General features: G+C 40.8%; 17 protein-coding genes. All 17 read right to left on the bottom strand.

The features are described 5' to 3' along the window. Window positions 1-6: 6 nt before the first annotated feature. The 17 genes from BV60_RS0104050 to BV60_RS22600 all read right to left on the bottom strand — a co-directional run bounded on the left by BV60_RS0104050 (window position 7) and on the right by BV60_RS22600 (window position 16,466). On the bottom strand, window positions 7-1,317 hold the full coding sequence (locus BV60_RS0104050) for an ABC transporter substrate-binding protein (RefSeq protein WP_029319671.1): 1,311 nt from the start codon (window positions 1,315-1,317) through the stop codon (window positions 7-9). Between the two features lie 16 nt (window positions 1,318-1,333). Then, window positions 1,334-2,959: a histidine kinase N-terminal 7TM domain-containing protein gene (locus BV60_RS21670; RefSeq protein WP_051656504.1), complete on the bottom strand. Its 1,626-nt coding sequence runs from the start codon at window positions 2,957-2,959 to the stop codon at window positions 1,334-1,336. 137 nt (window positions 2,960-3,096) lie between these two features. Beyond that, the gene (locus tag BV60_RS0104040; RefSeq protein ID WP_029319669.1) at window positions 3,097-5,676 is read right to left on the bottom strand and encodes an ABC transporter permease; all 2,580 of its coding nucleotides are present in this window, start codon (window positions 5,674-5,676) and stop codon (window positions 3,097-3,099) included. Next, window positions 5,673-6,368 (bottom strand): ABC transporter ATP-binding protein, encoded by a 696-nt coding sequence (locus BV60_RS0104035; RefSeq protein WP_029319668.1) that lies wholly within the window; start codon window positions 6,366-6,368, stop codon window positions 5,673-5,675. Before BV60_RS0104035 ends, BV60_RS0104040 begins: the two co-directional genes overlap by 4 nt. Window positions 6,369-6,490: 122 nt before the next feature. Continuing rightward, window positions 6,491-7,489 carry a sensor histidine kinase gene (locus BV60_RS0104030; protein ID WP_029319667.1) on the bottom strand — a complete coding sequence of 333 codons (999 nt, stop codon included), beginning with the start codon at window positions 7,487-7,489 and terminating at the stop codon, window positions 6,491-6,493. Window positions 7,490-7,537: 48 nt separating this feature from the next. Further along, a complete protein-coding gene (locus BV60_RS0104025; RefSeq protein WP_026659304.1) occupies window positions 7,538-8,248 on the bottom strand; it encodes a response regulator transcription factor in 711 nt (236 codons plus the stop codon). Window positions 8,249-8,353: 105 nt separating this feature from the next. Continuing rightward, window positions 8,354-9,766 carry an MATE family efflux transporter gene (locus tag BV60_RS0104020; RefSeq protein WP_051656503.1) on the bottom strand — a complete coding sequence of 471 codons (1,413 nt, stop codon included), beginning with the start codon at window positions 9,764-9,766 and terminating at the stop codon, window positions 8,354-8,356. A 129-nt stretch (window positions 9,767-9,895) separates the two neighbouring features. Beyond that, window positions 9,896-11,173 carry an MFS transporter gene (locus tag BV60_RS0104015; protein ID WP_026659302.1) on the bottom strand — a complete coding sequence of 426 codons (1,278 nt, stop codon included), beginning with the start codon at window positions 11,171-11,173 and terminating at the stop codon, window positions 9,896-9,898. Between the two features lie 98 nt (window positions 11,174-11,271). Next, window positions 11,272-12,051: a CPBP family intramembrane glutamic endopeptidase gene (locus BV60_RS0104010; RefSeq protein WP_029319665.1), complete on the bottom strand. Its 780-nt coding sequence runs from the start codon at window positions 12,049-12,051 to the stop codon at window positions 11,272-11,274. Window positions 12,052-12,146: 95 nt separating this feature from the next. Continuing rightward, entirely contained in the window at window positions 12,147-13,022 is an 876-nt protein-coding gene (locus BV60_RS0104005) for a GNAT family N-acetyltransferase (RefSeq protein WP_029319663.1), read from the bottom strand. After that, on the bottom strand, window positions 13,012-13,731 hold the full coding sequence (locus tag BV60_RS0104000) for a CPBP family intramembrane glutamic endopeptidase (RefSeq protein ID WP_029319661.1): 720 nt from the start codon (window positions 13,729-13,731) through the stop codon (window positions 13,012-13,014). The genes BV60_RS0104005 and BV60_RS0104000 overlap by 11 nt, the downstream gene beginning before the upstream one ends. Before the next feature lie 146 nt (window positions 13,732-13,877). Next, window positions 13,878-14,168: a GNAT family N-acetyltransferase gene (locus BV60_RS22605; protein WP_081846577.1), complete on the bottom strand. Its 291-nt coding sequence runs from the start codon at window positions 14,166-14,168 to the stop codon at window positions 13,878-13,880. Between the two features lie 9 nt (window positions 14,169-14,177). Next, entirely contained in the window at window positions 14,178-14,390 is a 213-nt protein-coding gene (locus BV60_RS0103995; protein ID WP_029319659.1) for a hypothetical protein, read from the bottom strand. Window positions 14,391-14,409: 19 nt separating this feature from the next. Then, a complete protein-coding gene (locus tag BV60_RS23065) occupies window positions 14,410-14,556 on the bottom strand; it encodes a hypothetical protein (protein ID WP_156035961.1) in 147 nt (48 codons plus the stop codon). Between the two features lie 18 nt (window positions 14,557-14,574). Next, window positions 14,575-15,198 (bottom strand): GNAT family N-acetyltransferase, encoded by a 624-nt coding sequence (locus BV60_RS0103985; RefSeq protein ID WP_029319657.1) that lies wholly within the window; start codon window positions 15,196-15,198, stop codon window positions 14,575-14,577. Between the two features lie 21 nt (window positions 15,199-15,219). Then, entirely contained in the window at window positions 15,220-15,966 is a 747-nt protein-coding gene (locus BV60_RS0103980; protein ID WP_029319655.1) for an EFR1 family ferrodoxin, read from the bottom strand. Window positions 15,967-16,091: 125 nt separating this feature from the next. Further along, window positions 16,092-16,466 carry a DUF6796 family protein gene (locus BV60_RS22600; protein ID WP_029319653.1) on the bottom strand — a complete coding sequence of 125 codons (375 nt, stop codon included), beginning with the start codon at window positions 16,464-16,466 and terminating at the stop codon, window positions 16,092-16,094. Window positions 16,467-16,471: the final 5 nt, after the last annotated feature.

Raw genomic sequence — 16,471 nt, 5'->3', positions numbered from 1 at the left:
TCCCCATTATCGTATTGTTTCCTCAGACACTCTCTGAATTTGACCGACGGCTTCTTCAGGAGTTATTTTTCCTGTTGCGAGCTCTTTTAGTGCATCACATACAGCAAGACTCAGGTCTTCATACTTGATTCCTCTTGGCCCTGCAACATTGTTTTTTCCGTTTTCTACGATCACATCAAGATTCTTTTTTCCATCTTCGCCAAGCCCCTGTACACTTAGCTCCAAATCCGCACGGGATGGCATATATTCCAGGTATTGATTGACCAGAAGATTCTGACCTTCATTTACCAGATAGTCCATAAAGCGAAAAGCTGCTTCCTTCTGTCTTGACTCCGGATTCAGGCAAAGTACTACATCAGGATTAGCAGTCACCGGAGCCACTTTTCCGTCGTCATTCCAATCAATCAGGAAAACATCATGATCTGCACCCTCTTTATCAAAAACAGCTCTGGTTTTCTCATCGCCTACCGTGTACATGTTCATGGCCCAGGATCCGTTGGTGATCATGGGTATACTGCCATCTCGCTGGAACATATCATTAATGGTATCATAAATTGGCATTTTAACAGCTTTGTCCTGGAATACTCCGCTTTCAAAGCAGTCCTGCCATATCTTAAAAGACTCTATTATAGGCTCTGATTCAAAGCTTGCCTTGCCCTCTATTGCATCGTATAAAGCATCCTTGTCGCAATCTGCCGCAATAGACATCCACATATCAAGATTCATCCATGAATCCTCGGCTCCGATTGAGAGTGGCATCTGCCCATTCTCACGAAGTGTCTGACAGGTTTTCTTCATTTCCTGATAATTTGTCGGAACTTCGCACCCATACTGCCTTAGCATATTTACATCTGCCCACATATATCCCGCATAGGTCTGCCCAAGTGGAAGCCCATAAACTCTTCCATCGGAATCACTTACACTATCAAGACATGAATCAAGAAATTTATCCTTCCAATCCTCTCCCCATTCTCTTTCACAAAAAGAAGTCAGATCTTCCTCAAAAATCCTAAAGGTATCAAAGGCTGAACCGGTGCTTATTCCATATACATCAGGGCCATCACCGTCTATCAGTTCTACTCGCATATGCTCCTGATATGCACCTGATTTCGTAAAGACATATTTCACATGTATATCCGGATTTTCTTTTTCAAATGAATCAATGATCTTGTATATTGGGCTATCCGGTCCGTAATCTGCCGGATTCCATGTCTGAAAGACTATGGTTGTTTTTCCTTCCTGCTCTTTAGATTTACAGCCGGAAAGAGCAGTTAAGCATATGATCATAGCCAAAATACACAAAGCACTTTTTTTCATAAACGCTATCCTCGCATCATCCTATTAACATGCGTACTTTAAACATATCATTCTCAGTAATATATCTGATCTCGCTGCCTGTCTTTTTAGCAAAGTCAAGGACACTCCTTGTTCCGATTCCATGTCCGTCCTCTGATGTAACAGGATGACCATTTTCATCAAGCTTAACCGGCCCACGGCAGGAATTTGATATCTCCAAAAGTAGCTGCTGCTTATATTTTGCAGTAACTTCAATGAAACGTTCTGCTTCAGGGACCTTATCACAGGCATGAATCGCATTTTCAAGTAAGTTGCTTACAGCAATAGCCAGCTGCATCTCATCAACACCCACATTATGTGGAATATTGGCAGATACCTTTACCCTTATATTATTCCTCTCTGCAATGGCTACATAGTGCATAAGCGCTGCATTGACAGTAGTGTTCTCGCAAAAACTCCTGTTTCCCCGAGGCTCCTGAGACAAGCGCTCCTCAAGGCATTTTTTTGCTTCATCCACTTTCCCGTCCTGTATAAGGGATAAGATGAGCGCTTCAAAATGTCTCCTGTCATGGCGCATTGCTCTGTCCTGACTAATGATCTCTTCTGTGGTATTAAGTCGCTCTTTCATGCTGTTTGTGGCCATTTCCAAAATAGCCGCGTCTGATTTTAACTGGTACTCCCTCTGCTTTAGTACAGTTGAGTCAACCAGCGCATAGAGCTTTCCGATAACTTCTCCATTCGCCGAAAGCTCTTTTTCCTCAGGTGTGTAATACTTATCGCCAATCTCAATGGTATCGCCTCTTATGATAGCCTCTCTCAAGGTATTAACGACACTCATTGGATCTTTGGTAATATCGGGATAAAGCTCTTTTGCATGTTCATTGTAGTACTGCAGCTTGTCGTCACAGTCAAGGGCAATAACTCCCTCTGATAACCTGTCCACAATATAATCTCTGGCCATGTCTATGACTCCGAGAAGGTTATATCTGAATATGGCTATGAACATGGAAATCGTGATCGCAACATTTCCGAATATAGAAATATCAAAGTAATACGTAGCAAAGAAAACGTGCGCAACCTGGAATATGTAGAGAATTGCCGCAACGATAAATCCGCCGATGATGATAAGGACGCGCCTTTTGGCGATTTTTCCTTTGTGGCTTTTTATGGACCTGAACAGCAATGCCAAAACGATGATAATAGCAATTGCCTGGTACTGCATAAACGCTTTGTGTACAATACCGTTTCTATGCAAAAGAACCGGGAACATACCGGTCTTGTCATACCATATCTTGGAGTAAAACAGATCATGCTCCTGGAATGTAAAAATGATGGCATAGACAAACACATCAATCAGGATCAAAGCTCTCACCAGGAGCCTGGGAATCAGAATGTGACACAGCTCAGCAGAGACCATGATAAGAGAAAATACAATAAACACTCTTCCTATATATGAGAACTTCAGGGCTGCAATATAGCCGTCTTCAGTTTTTGAAAGAAGTTCCAGAAGATACCCTGTGTTACTGATCAGCATTGTGATGCAGTTCAAAAACAGATATGCATGAAGCTTATTTTTGAGTTTTCTAAAAACAATAATCCCCTCAAAAAGCATAGCAAATATGCTAAGTATTATCGCTGCTAAAAGAAATTCCCTCATAGTCATTTCTGTTTACCCTTCATTCCATACACATATCTACAGTTTTTCACCCTCCATTCCATAATACTCTATCATGAAATAAAAAACAGACCCATGTATGCACTGATTTGGGTCTGTTTTACACTTATTTTTCAAATCTGACGTTATACTGCATCTTCCTTAAGGGCTTCTATGATGTTATCATCCTTGATCTTGCTAATGCTAAGGGCCATACTGATGCCCAGAATTCCAAAGACCGCGATCATTGTCACACCGTACATGAGCCAGTCAGGATCGAAGGTAAGCAGCTTCATATCGAAGGTCGAATACATGATGTAGCTGAGCAAAAGAGATATTGAAATCCCCCAGATAAGGGCCTTTATGCCGTAAAGAAGCGTTTCAAGCCTTATCATCTTTTTAAACCCTGTATTATCAAGGCCCACAGATTTATACATCGCGAACTCTTTTCTCCTAAGGAGCACTCCAGTTGATATCGTGTTAACGATATTTGCAATAGCTATAAGAGTAAGAAGAATAGTGAACCCATACATAGCTGTCTTAAGCATCAGCGTGATAGCGTCCATAGCCTTTATTGTAGAGTAAAGGTTAGAACCGTAATAATTGTGGTATCCGCCCTCTTCCAAAATTGAATATATCCTTTCAAGGACTTCTTCTGGACGTGAGGTCTCAACTCCCAGATCCAGGACGAGCATATCTTCGGGAAGAACTTCTTTTGCTTTTTCAAAATACATGGAGGCAGGCACATAGACAGCAATATTGGTCTTAGGTGTCATATTATAGATCTTGTTATTTCCGTCATATTTTACCAGTGCTGCAATCTCTATAGCTGGTGGATTTCCCTGCACCTTATCATAGTGAAGAACCTGTCCCAGGATCTTATCATTGAATACCTCACTGGGCTTATTTTCACGGAAATAGTCATTGAGCAGAACACCTTTTAAGGTATCGCCATAGTATTCGTCCCTTTCAAGCCCGTTATCTGTAAGGATCTTATCAAAATCATCATCATCAGCTATGACCACATCCATGCAGTCTAATTTCAGGTCAGCAAATTCACGCGAAAGGAACTTTTTATCAGCGATATCTGTGTTTGCCAGCTCGTAACGTGACTCAGGGGACTTTCTGAACAAAAACTGTATCATACCGGCGCTGTAAACATCATCAACGCCTTCTATCTGCTCTATTTCGCTCCTAAGTTTGTCACTTTCCGAAAGCAGGCAGGATGCTACAACCTGATATGGAAAATCAACCTCATACTGATTGGCTCTTGCAATTGAATTACAGAAAAAGTTGATCGTAAGGAACAAGATCACCGAAACCGCGATAGTAGCGGTAATAACCTTTCCCTTTACACCATTTCTTTTTATATTCTTGTAAGCAAGCTCCCCTTCATATCCAAAGATCTTGCGGATTAGTGGATTCACACGAAGCCCCTTTGCTTTTACTTTTACCACGTTGTTCTGCCTGAGGGCATCAATAGGCATAACCTTTGCTGCCCTGATGGCTGGAACAAAGGTTGAAATAAGTATTGTAAGCGCTGCAAAAAACACGATCGCTACAATTACAGAAGGCTCGCATACTACAGGTATACTGCCCCTCATCCCCTCTGCGCCTACAAAAATGTCAGCTTCAAGGATCCTCCTTCCAAGAAATGCCAGGGTGATCCTGGTTCCAATGTAGCCACACAATAGTCCCAAAGGAATACCGATGATTCCAAGAATGAGTCCTTCAAAATAAATTGAGGATCTCTTTTGTCTTGCTGTGGCTCCGACGCTGGCAAGCATTCCCAGATAGCGCATTCTCTCTGTAAGAGACATACCTATGGAATTGAAGATCAAAATAACAGATGTAGCGATCACGATCGCAAGTGCAACTGCCATCATTACGAAAAATGACCTGTAAGAGCCTCCGCTTCCCTCAAAAGCAAAGCAGCTAAGCAGATACTCTGTATTAAGATCGTACTTTTGGATCTCATGATCTGCGATGATGTGCTTGATCTGCTTAAGCGCTGTATGGTCACAGTTTTTAAGCAAAATTACCACCTGGGCCTTTTCAGAGTCAGGAAAATAGCCTTCGTCCAGGCATCTTATAATATCCCAGCTTCCGGTAGGTTTGTTGCCGTGAAGAATTGCTGTCACTGTGCAGGTCTCAGTGGACAGCGCCTTGAACTGTTCATCTGACCTGTAGTTTCCTCCCAGGTATACTAATTCACCCTGCTCATCGTACATATATCTGTAGCCTTGTTCAAAGGTAAGGGTATCTCCGATCTTAAGATCCTCCAGGCCATTATCAATAAGGAACTGCTCTTCAACTGCTATCTCGGAGGAATTCTTTGGAAGGACTCCATCATAGTCTGATATTACCCTCATTGACATATATACAGGATTTGCCTGCTCAATATTTCCAATGCTAAAGCGCTCTTCTTTGCCGCTATTAAGTCTTACACCGGTTTTCTGCTCTGTTGTATCGCACAGGCCAACGCTTTCAATCCTGTCATCCTCTGACAGTGATACGTACTGCTTATACGTGATCTCACTGAACTGAGCATGTACGTTTCCGTCAGACTGTATTGACAGATAACCAAAGAACTTAAAGAAAGAAAATACACCCAAAATAATGGCGCTTATAAGTGCCGTCGATGCCACAATTCCAAGTATTGTTACCACCGATCTTTTCTTGTTTCCAAGAAGGTGTCTAAGTGTCAGTGTTGATACAATGTTCATGATGCCATCACCCCTTCTTTCTTTGAATCCCTTGTTATCCGGCCATCCTCGATGGTGATAACTCTGTCAGCGGAAAGTGCGATCTTTTCATCATGTGTGATGATGATAACCGTCTGGTTGTTTTCCTTGTTGAACTTTCGAAGCAGAGAAATGATCTCCTTACTGTTCTCAGAATCCAGGTTACCTGTGGGCTCGTCTGCAAGAAGAAGAGCCGGATGATTCATAAGCGCCCTACCTATTGATACCCTCTGCTGTTGGCCTCCGGAGAGCTGATTTGGAAGATGTGATAATCTCTCTTTTAATCCAAGCTTTTCCACAAGGTCATTAAGGAGCTTTTTATCAGGTTTTTTCCCATCCAGCAAGATTGGAAGTGTCATATTTTCTTCCACGTTCAGGATTGGAATAAGGTTGTAAAACTGATAAATAAGTCCGATGTTTCTTCTTCGAAAGATCGCAAGCTTTGTTTCATCAAGCTTCCCAATATCGGTACCTGCGATGTTGCAGCTTCCCGATGTTGGAACGTCAACCCCGCCAAGAATATGGAGCAGTGTAGACTTGCCAGACCCGGAGGGTCCTACGATTGCCACAAACTCTCCCTGTTCTATATCGAAAGAGACATCTTTCAGAGCATCAACTCTTGTCTCTCCTATTCCATAAACTTTGCAAAGGTTTCTGATTTCCAAAATGTTCATTTTCGTTTTGTCTCCCTTCTTAAACATTTTTCATTGTCTAAGAAAAGTTTAGTTTTATAGGCTTACAATCCCGTGACTTTTTCATTACATTTTTGTAATATTGCAGTTTTCTGGAACGTGTCTTAAATGATCGTCTTATAGAAACGAACAGAGAATCTGGCCCCCACACCTTCAGTGCTCTCCACAATTATGTCACCATGCTGGCTGGTAATGATTGTCTTTGAAAGAGCAAGCCCTATACCCACGCTGTCCTTCCCGGCATTTTTGCCCTTATAGAACCTTTCAAAAATGTGCGGAAGGTCTTCTTCTGCTATTCCGCAGCCGGTATCTTCAATTGTGATCTCCTTGTAGATGTTGGTGTCGGATGTACTTATTGACAGCTCATCACCACTATCCATATGTTCAATGCAGTTTTTCACAATATTTTGAAGTGCTTCTATAGTCCAGTTCCTGTCACAGCTAAAAGAAATATCAGAAATATGCCTTGTGCATTTTATATTTTTCAGTTCCATCTGAATTTCAAAGGGTTTTATAACTTCCTTGATCAGCTGCTCTGCCTGTATATCTTCAGGCTTCATGGTTATGGTACCTGCATCAATCTTGGATAATTTCAGGAGCGTCTGGATCAGCCAGTTCATCCTGTCCAGCTGATTTGACTGTGTCTTAAGAAACTCCATTCGCTTCCCTTCATCATCCTCTGTCTTTAAAAGATCGTTCATGACGATCATGGATGTCAGAGGAGTCTTGAGCTGATGACTGATATCTGCTATGGCATTTGAAAGTGCCAGCTTATCTTTTGATAAAAGATCTTTTTGATAATTAAGAGTAGATGTTGCCTTGTAGATGTTTGTCTTAAGAAGTGACAGTTCGCCCTCTTCCTGATCCAGAATACCAGGGGCTTCATCTCCGGCAAGAACTCTTACAAGATAAGAATTCAGGGCATCAATATCAGCATATCTTCGCCTTGTGATCATCACAAACCCTGTTGTAATGCCTATTCCCAGGATCAATATCAAAGCAGCTGCAGGTATGCCACAAATAGCATATCCACATACAGAAAGAGCAGCTGTAAAAACAGCTGCCGTAATAAACATAAACTTGAATTCCTTATTCCTGAACATTTTGCAATTCCCCAATCATGCTAATACTGTTCTCACAAAATCTGCATATCACTTTTCAAGTATATACCCAAGTCCTCTGACGGTTTTAATGATCTGAGGGTTAGCCGGGTCTTTTTCTATCTTATCCCTAAGTCTTTTAATGTAGACAGTAAGAGTATTATCGTTGACAAAATCACCGCTTACATCCCACATCTCTTCAAGGAGCTGACTTCTTGACATAACAACGCCCCTGTTATTATAAAATGCTAAAAGCAATCTGTACTCCAGGGCAGTAAGCTCAACCATTTCCTCTTTTTCAGTCGACTCATCCAATAAGCCAACTTTAGCTTCGCCAGTATGAATGCGGACGTTTTTTATTTCAAGGATCCCGCTTCTCTCCGCTCCAGAATTAGCCAACCCTTTGCCACTTCTTCTAAGAACAGTCTTGATCCTGGCCATGAGCTCATTGATCCTGAAGGGCTTGCACACGTAATCATCTGCACCCATCTCAAGGCCCATGACCACGTTGACTTCTGCATCGCTTGCTGTAAGAAAGATTACCGGAACATCCTCTTTTTCTTTGATGAATTTGCACACATCATAGCCATTTCCATCCGGAAGATTGATATCCAGGATGCATATATCAAATGTATTTATGCTAAAGGCGTCTTCTGCATCTGCCTTTGTTTTAACATGAACGACCTCATACCCCTCTTTTTCCAGAGAGTACTTAAGCCCCATTCCAATTGCGTCATCATCTTCAAGTAAAAACAGCTTCATTTAATATGCTCCCCTTCGTAGTTACCAGTTGCTATACATTATAATACTACTCTTTGCGCGTTCCTCAAAAGACAAATGAGTGCCAAAACATCGTATGCAGCAACTTTATGAAGCATTTTGTACAAGCGGCTCCGGCTGATGCTCGCAAGTTAGATTATTAAGCCAGCGCTCTTTTTTCAGCCAAAAATGGAATATCCCAATCTTTACAATATCAAGGATTTTAATGCAAAGATACATCTGTACCGGGCCAATATCAGTGAATCTTGCAAGTAAAAAGAGCATAGGGAGCATTACTGTTATCGTTATTCCGGCATCAACATATGCCCCCATCTTTGTGTCACCACCGGCTCTTGCTACAGCCTGCTGCGCATTGATCATCACCCATATCGGCATAAAGAATGACATCATAATTACCATATTTCTTGAAATTGTGATAGCATTCGGGCTTAGCCTTCCAAATACAACAGGAACAATAATTGTGGTCGCAAATCCTACAAATGTCATTGCAACACCAAATACAAAAGATCCGGATAAAAGCCATGTTTTTTCTGAACGTGCCTTTTGAAGATTGCCCTCACCCAGAGTCTTGCCGATTATCACACTGGTTGCTGAGTAAATACCGCCAAATGCCACAAAGAACAGATTCGCTATAGCAAAACTCGATGCCATTCCTGAGACAACATCTGCTCCGCCTCTTCCATTATAGATAGCCGTAGTCAAAGTTTCAGAAAGAACCCAGGTCATCTCGCAAAAAAGCATCAGGGCTCCTTTCTTTAAAATTTCCTTAAACAACTTTCCATCTATCATGAAATCCCTGTTAAAGAGAATTGCAAAATCAGGTCTTCCCCTGAAATATATGAAAGCGAATATGATAAACTCAAGCGTCCTTGCTATAACAGTTGCATAAGCAGCTCCTTGTACACCAAGTGCAGGGAAGCCAAAATTTCCATAAATAAGAAGATAATTGAATACTGTGTTTGTAAGTGTTGCAATTACTGTTACAACAAGTGGTGTTTTAACTTTTCCCATATCCCTGAGTGAGCTTGCTATACTCACAGAAATGGTCATGGGAACTCCAACCAGAGACATGATCCTCATATATTTAACTGCTTCATCAAGAATAAGCGCAGCCTGTGTATTTCCAATAACCATAAGCGACAGGATTTCTCTTGGATAAACAATGCACACCATAAGATATGGGATCAATGCTATAAATCCAGCAAACAGTTTAAACATAAATGCCTGTCGCATACCGTTTTGATCTCTGGCTCCAAAAAACTGTGTAAGAAATATACCTCCGGTCATGCATATAGTATTAATAAAGACCATGAACACAAAGAGTATCTGACCTGCCACATTTACTCCGGACATAGATATATCACCAAGTCCCGATACCATAAAATTATCTATCAGTGAAACCATGCTCTGTATAAGCTGCTGGAGCATTATAGGCACCGCTATCGTAAGGGCGGTTTTATAAAATTTTCCAGTTCCAAAAATTGTATTTCTTTCCCTCATTATACTAATCTCCCTAAATCAATCCTTGTACTCATCATCTCCTGATCATCACTTTAGCATCAAATAAAAAACAGACCCTTTAATTCACTCAATTGGGTCTGTTTTACACTGATATTCAAATCAAGAGTCTTACTCAGTATATTTATATTTTTTCATAATCTGACCGGAGATTATACATATGGCTGTTCCTGTCACACCAAGAATAAACATCATCATTGCGGCGCCTGAACCCTTTCCGCTTCCGAAAAGAAAAGTCCAGAATGGATCATTACTTTTCAATGCCATAAACGGTTCGCAAATCTTGTCTACAAAGAGTCCGCCAAGGAAAAGTCCGATCGGAATAGTAAAAAACTGCAGAGTATTTCTGCAAGCGTATACTCTTCCCTGAAGCTCTATTGGAATGACATTGCGCATTATTACATTCTGGTTGGCTGCCATGAGTGGAACAAACACCCATCCTATTATCTGGCCTATGCACCATAAAACAGAGCTTCTTGCAAAGGCCAGTAAAAAGTTCTCTATCCCCAGCGCAAAAAGCATCGTGAGATATATGACTCTTACCCTGTCCTTGGGCTTTGGCAGGATCATTGGAAGGAAACTTCCTGCTACCATGGCCAGTCCTGAGCATGCTGTTACGATCCCATAAACATTGTTACCTTTTTGAGGTATGACAAGGGCCGGAAGTACAGCATCAAAGGCTGAAGCTGTGAGGTTAACCCCCGCCATAAACAGTATTACAGTAAGTATAAGCGGAGTTTCTTTTAGGAACTTTAGCCCCTCCTTTGCCAGTTTGATCACGTTTTCGTCCTTACTTGTTCCGTCCTTGATCTCAGGTAGTTTTATAAAGAACAATAATGCCACAAATGCTATGGCAAAAGACAAAAGGTCTACCGCAATAACCGTATCCAACCCTGCCAATCCATAAAGTGCTGCAGCTATCAGCGGATTGCCAATTGAAATAAGCGAACGTGACAACTGCTGAAAGCCACTGGTCTTTTGATAATGCTCTTTTGGAACGATAAGTGAATATGCCACTTCCGAAGCAGGCTGCTGGACAGTGTTCATAAGACCTGAAAAGGCATTGATGGCATATAGATGCCACATGGTCAGCGTATCTGTTTTATACAGCACAAATACAGCTACCGTCGTAAGCGCCGCTAAAAGATCGCATATGAGCATGGTTTTCTTTTTGTCGAATTTATCTGTTATAGCTCCTGCAAAAATGCTCATAATGACATATGGCGCATATGTACAGATTGTAAGCGCTGCTGTACTCAGCGCTGATCCGGTCTTTTCATACATCCACAGTGTAAGCGCAAATCCTGTTATTGCACTTCCAAGCTGTGATAGACTCTGTGTGATCCAGATTATGTAAAAATCTCTTAATTCCTTTATTCTGTTTTTCATTATTATTTAACCTCCATACAAATATTTTTCATCTGCATGGAGCATATACACTGCAATTGATCATGTCCTTCCTCCTTTTTCCAATCATAAAATGGTTATCACTTATTGGACAACGTACTCTTTTTCCAGCATATCAGCGCAATTATAACCATGTATATCGCAGACAAAACCACATAAAACCAAATATCAACCTGCAAGAAACAATACAGGAAATTAAAGCAAAAGTGTATCACTATGCCATAGATCAGGTTATCGTTCTTTTCCATGAAAAGATTCATGATAAAGCAAAGTCCCGTCATTACAATAACGTTGGACAGAACGTATGGTATCATCTGGATTCCCATATAATCTGAATCTACAAACCAGAGTATGGTATGCCAGAATGCCCATATAACTCCCTGTATCATCGATGCTGTAAAAAAGCTGTATTTTGCATTAAGGTATGGGCGAAGATAACCTCTCCAGCCTGACTCTTCTCCTGTTGGCCCCGTTGTGATCGAGAATAAAAATGACGCCCAGAACGGGTAGAATCCAAGATTCCAGTACTCACCAAATGCCTTCCCCTGAATCAAGGACAAAACAAATACTGTAATAATAGTAGCTCCAAGAGTAAGTATAGCTGAAGCTACCAGCGTTACTATGCTTATCTTTCCACCAAAAGCTTTTTTGTAAAAATCAGCAATACTGCGGTCAGGGCAAAAATACTTAAACCCTATAAGCAACACAATTGTCGGTGCCCATGCGCAGATATTGGATAAAATCCTCATTACAACCGGAGGGCAGTGAAATACCATGCTTGCTGTCCCGCATAATCCCAGCACCATAAACCAAAATACAAAATAGCTTAGACCTACGTACCATTTTACACGTTTTTCCATATATTGTTATGTCTCCTTCCTATCATCACTTTATCACCAAACAAAAAACAGCCCCGAGATTACACTCATTAGGGGCTGTTTTTCACTGATTTATATCATTTCTTAAACCAAAATGAATAATGATACTTCTTTCTAAAGCCGAGCCTCTCATAGAATTCCATATCGGAAATGACGTAAGCTCTTTTTGCTCCAAGCTTTTTGGCTCTGCCCAGCGCTTCAAAGATAACAGCCTTAGCAACGCCTTTTCCTCTATATGAGGGAATAGTGCATACAGGCTCAACATAAACATAGTCAGTCTCTGTCATATACCATAGCAGACAACATGCCACCATTTCTCCCTTTTCATTCACAGCAGCAACACCCAAATTCTTGTTAAAATGCTTCCTGACTCTTGGAACGATTTCTTCTTCCCGCTCAAATTCTGCTTTGTCATAGCCATGGTCAAATCCCTGCCAGAAGAGCCACTGAAGGTCATAAGCATCTTTTACGGGATCCGGGGAAAAGAATTTAAGCCCGTCCGTGAGTTTTGCTTCAAGTGAATCATCAAGCTTTCTCTCCATTATGATCTCATCCTGATCGGCAATTTTAAATCCCAGTTCTTGAACCATCTCTATCTCAGTGGGATTTTCATCACAGATTGCCCTTCCAAAACCGGAATCGTCTTTAAGCTCATTGCAGGCATATTCCAGAACGGCCTGATATAAATCTTTATACTCCGGAAGGACTCCGCAAAAGCCCTCACCAAAATACATATCGTAAATTGCAGCGCCAACAATTTTGTCATCCACAATCCAAAGGCCAATGGAGTTCTTTAAGCTCTTATCAAATTCAGGATGTTCAATCATCCATTCAAGTCTCGCCCAGTTCCAGTTAATGTGGCTATCATCTTTCTCATTTAATGCAATGAGAAAACCACATAATGCATCATACTTGTCATCTGTGTAGTTCTTGAATTTAATATCAGTTCTCATTCTTTTTTACATCCTCTTTGATCTTTCCAAGGTAAATGCAATAGACAATTGCTACAACTATTGTAACCCCAACATAAATTTGATCCACAAGTGCGTTGTCAGCCCCAAACATAGAAAAGGCATCAATCATTGAGTGGGCTATTATGCATGGAAAAATGCTCCCACTCTTATAAAAAACAAATGTAAGGATAAATCCCCAGGAAACCGCAAAGATCACCTGAAGTATAGTTTCTAAGCTTGTCTGTCCTGTAAAAAGGTTAATAATGTGCCCCATACCAAAAGTAAGTGAAGAAACAATTATAGCTACTGCTGTCCTTTCCTTTGACAACATTGCTGTAAAAAGAAATCCCCTAAACAACATCTCTTCCGCAAATCCAACCAGGATCATAGAAAGCACTGCAATAACAAGCTCAATTCCGTGATAAGACAGTGCAAAACCATCCCAAAGATTTCCGGTCGCCAATATCCACATAGGGATAAAGTATAAGAATCTTTTTGTGTTCTTGGGCCATGAAGCTAATCCGCATTCTTTTTCCAGATGATTTCTCTTTACAAAAAGAATGATTCCATTCGCAAAGACAGTTATACCAAGCAGCATTGCAATGCTCTGATATCCAAAATTTCCTTTTAAGTACGACATAACAACGCAGTACAAAACAATGCACAAAACCGCAAATAATATCCTGTTCTTTTCATACAGCTTTCTCATTTATGCTGTCTCCTTCTGTTCGTTCATCACTTCTGCTAAAGCATTTTCTTCAGTTTAAGACACATATAATAGTGATCAGTATTAAAGGTATTATGATATACATATATTTCAATTAAATCACCCACTATTCTCATGACTTTATGCTCTTACTTAATAATACATTCCATCTGAAGATCATATGGCTCATCTTCCACATAAGATGAAATTGGGTCAGAACAGAGACGGAACCCCATAGCGGAATAGAAGTTTATCGTTTCCTCAGAAGAACAACAGGATGCATACAAGGCATGCGCTCCTCTCTTCAGGGCTTCCTGTCTGGCGGCTTCAAGCAGGGATCTGCCAATTCCACGACGACGGTAATCCGTGGACACGTGAAAGCTATCTATGATGAGTCGCCCTTTATTTAGCTGGGGGATCAGCATAATCTCGCCAACCACACAGTTTCCCTAAAACGCACAGTATGTCACATATCTCCCACTGAGAATATCATCAGCTTTTTGCAGGCGGCGTGCAGGATTCCAATCCTCTGTGTAGGGATTGTAAACCAATATCATTTTTCCTTCATGCAGACGGTACACATTCTTCACTTCCTGATATCGCTGAAAGCCTTTCAGTGAATCGTAGGTGAAGTTATGTTTGTCAGCAAGCTTAATTTCCATATAATATTATTCCTTCCATTCAGATCTCAATATGCTTGTCTATAACGTTTTCAATATGGATAACATGCTCCCGTGTCTCTCCCATCCCATCTAAAAAAGCACGGGTTATATTCATGGTATCGCTCTTTTCTCTCTTGGTGCTACCGTTAAGCACTAAGATCTTCATTTTTTTCATCTCCTGTAATCAATCAAAAATCTGTCCGGGAAGCTTTAATTTTTCCTTCGGAGGGAATGTCTTGTCAAACTCCTCGACATCTGAGTCTTCAACATAGTATCCCTTAGGGGTCTGATATACCCCTGTGATGCCATCAAGATATCCCGGGACCAGCTCTCTGCACAGGAAAAATGACGCATCTGCGCCCTCTGGAAGATCATGGTATCTGATCCCAAACTTGCTTGCATAGTCAAATCCGCAATGGCTGTAGAATCCGATATTCCCTTCAAAAAGAACTGCTCCAAATCCCATCTCTGCAGCTTTTTCCAGAGAATAATCAAGAATTGCCTTTCCATAGCCTTTTCTCTTAAGTTCAGGTGTAATTCCAATGGGGCCCATGGTAAGCACATCAATAGTTCTTCCATCATCAGCCTCAATGACAGTTTTCATGAACATGTTCTGTCCGATCAGTTTCCCATCCTGCTCCATAACAAAGTCAAGTTCAGGAATAAATGCTGGATCATCTCTGAGCACATGAATTACATAGTGCTCACTGCACCCGGGACGATACACGTTCCAAAATGATTCCCTTACTAAATTTTCGACTTCTCTATAATCTTTCTTTTCTTCTAATCTAATTGTGTAATTACTCATATTTTTCTCCATTTTTCATCGTTAAGAAATTAAAAGCTCACCAATTTCTATATGTGGATTCCTATATCTGGCAGAACTTTTCTCTCTATTATGGTGGATAGCATTATTAGGGCAGTTCTGGATACATGCTCCGCAGCTTATACAGCTCTTTGAAAAGAGTGGACGACCATTTTCAATATGTATATTTCCCATTGGACAAAGTCTTGAACATGTGCCACATCCCGTACACGCATCGTTCACGGTAACTTCTTCTGTAATACCAATTCCTATAGGAAACTCATACTTTTTCTTATGACTACTTGAAATAAGTTTGCTTAAAAACGAATTCCTCTTTACATACTTTTTCTTTTCAACTATATCGCCCACAATCTGGTCAATTGCGTCCTGCTGCTTTTTGCTATCGCCTTCCTGTTTTTTCATGTCAGCAAAAGTAATGCAGTTCTCGCCCATTAAAACAGAATTAATATAGTCGAACTTTCTTCCATTTGCCAGAGTAATCTTGTTTACCTCGTTGCAAACAGATCCGGCAAAACATCCGTAAGTTGCTATGGCGAAGAGATAGTTGCATTCCGCCTTCAGTTTCTGCAAAAAATCCTCAATATATGGTGGTATGCAAAGCCCGTAAACCGGAAATACTATACCCACAACATCATCTTTTATCTCATAGATTCCCTGTTTGATCAGCTTGGGAATAGATAAACACTCTCCTCCCAAGCACTTGGCCACATACAAGCAATTTCCAGTTGAGCTTAAATACAAGGTTTTCATTCAATATCCTCCAAATGTGTTAAACAATAGACTGTATAGTTACTATACCCTTTGGAGAAAAGAAAACATGGATTACACTGATTATTTTGCTTTTTACACTGATTTAGGTCTGGTTTTCACTGATTTCATTCCACTGTCCATTCAGTCCATTCGATATGGTTATACTGCATCACATCATCTGATTTTTTCATTCCAAGCTTCTCGTAAAAAGGTACAGCGTTTTCATTTGCAATAAGATAAACAGCTATGTCTTTTTCTCCACCAGCGAGATTATGCGCTGTCTTCATTAGTCTTGAAGCTATCGGTACTGCAAACATCGCCAGAATATCAGACAGTACAAACCTCCAATGTGCCATGTTTTCCCATTCGCTGTCAATCACTCCCATTTTTCCAAGTTTCTTATTTTTCGTCCCTTTTAAATCCAGCAAAAGATCAGCCGTTGCACAAAGCAGTCCTCCTATTATGCCTATAATTCCAAGCACTGGTGTTATAAAAATCATTTTTC

Origin of the sequence: Butyrivibrio sp. AE3004 (assembly GCF_000703165.1) — a bacterium.
Lineage (GTDB): Bacteria > Bacillota > Clostridia > Lachnospirales > Lachnospiraceae > Butyrivibrio.
Note: the sequence above shows the minus strand (reverse complement) of the source record. Positions and strands in the feature narration are given on the sequence as shown.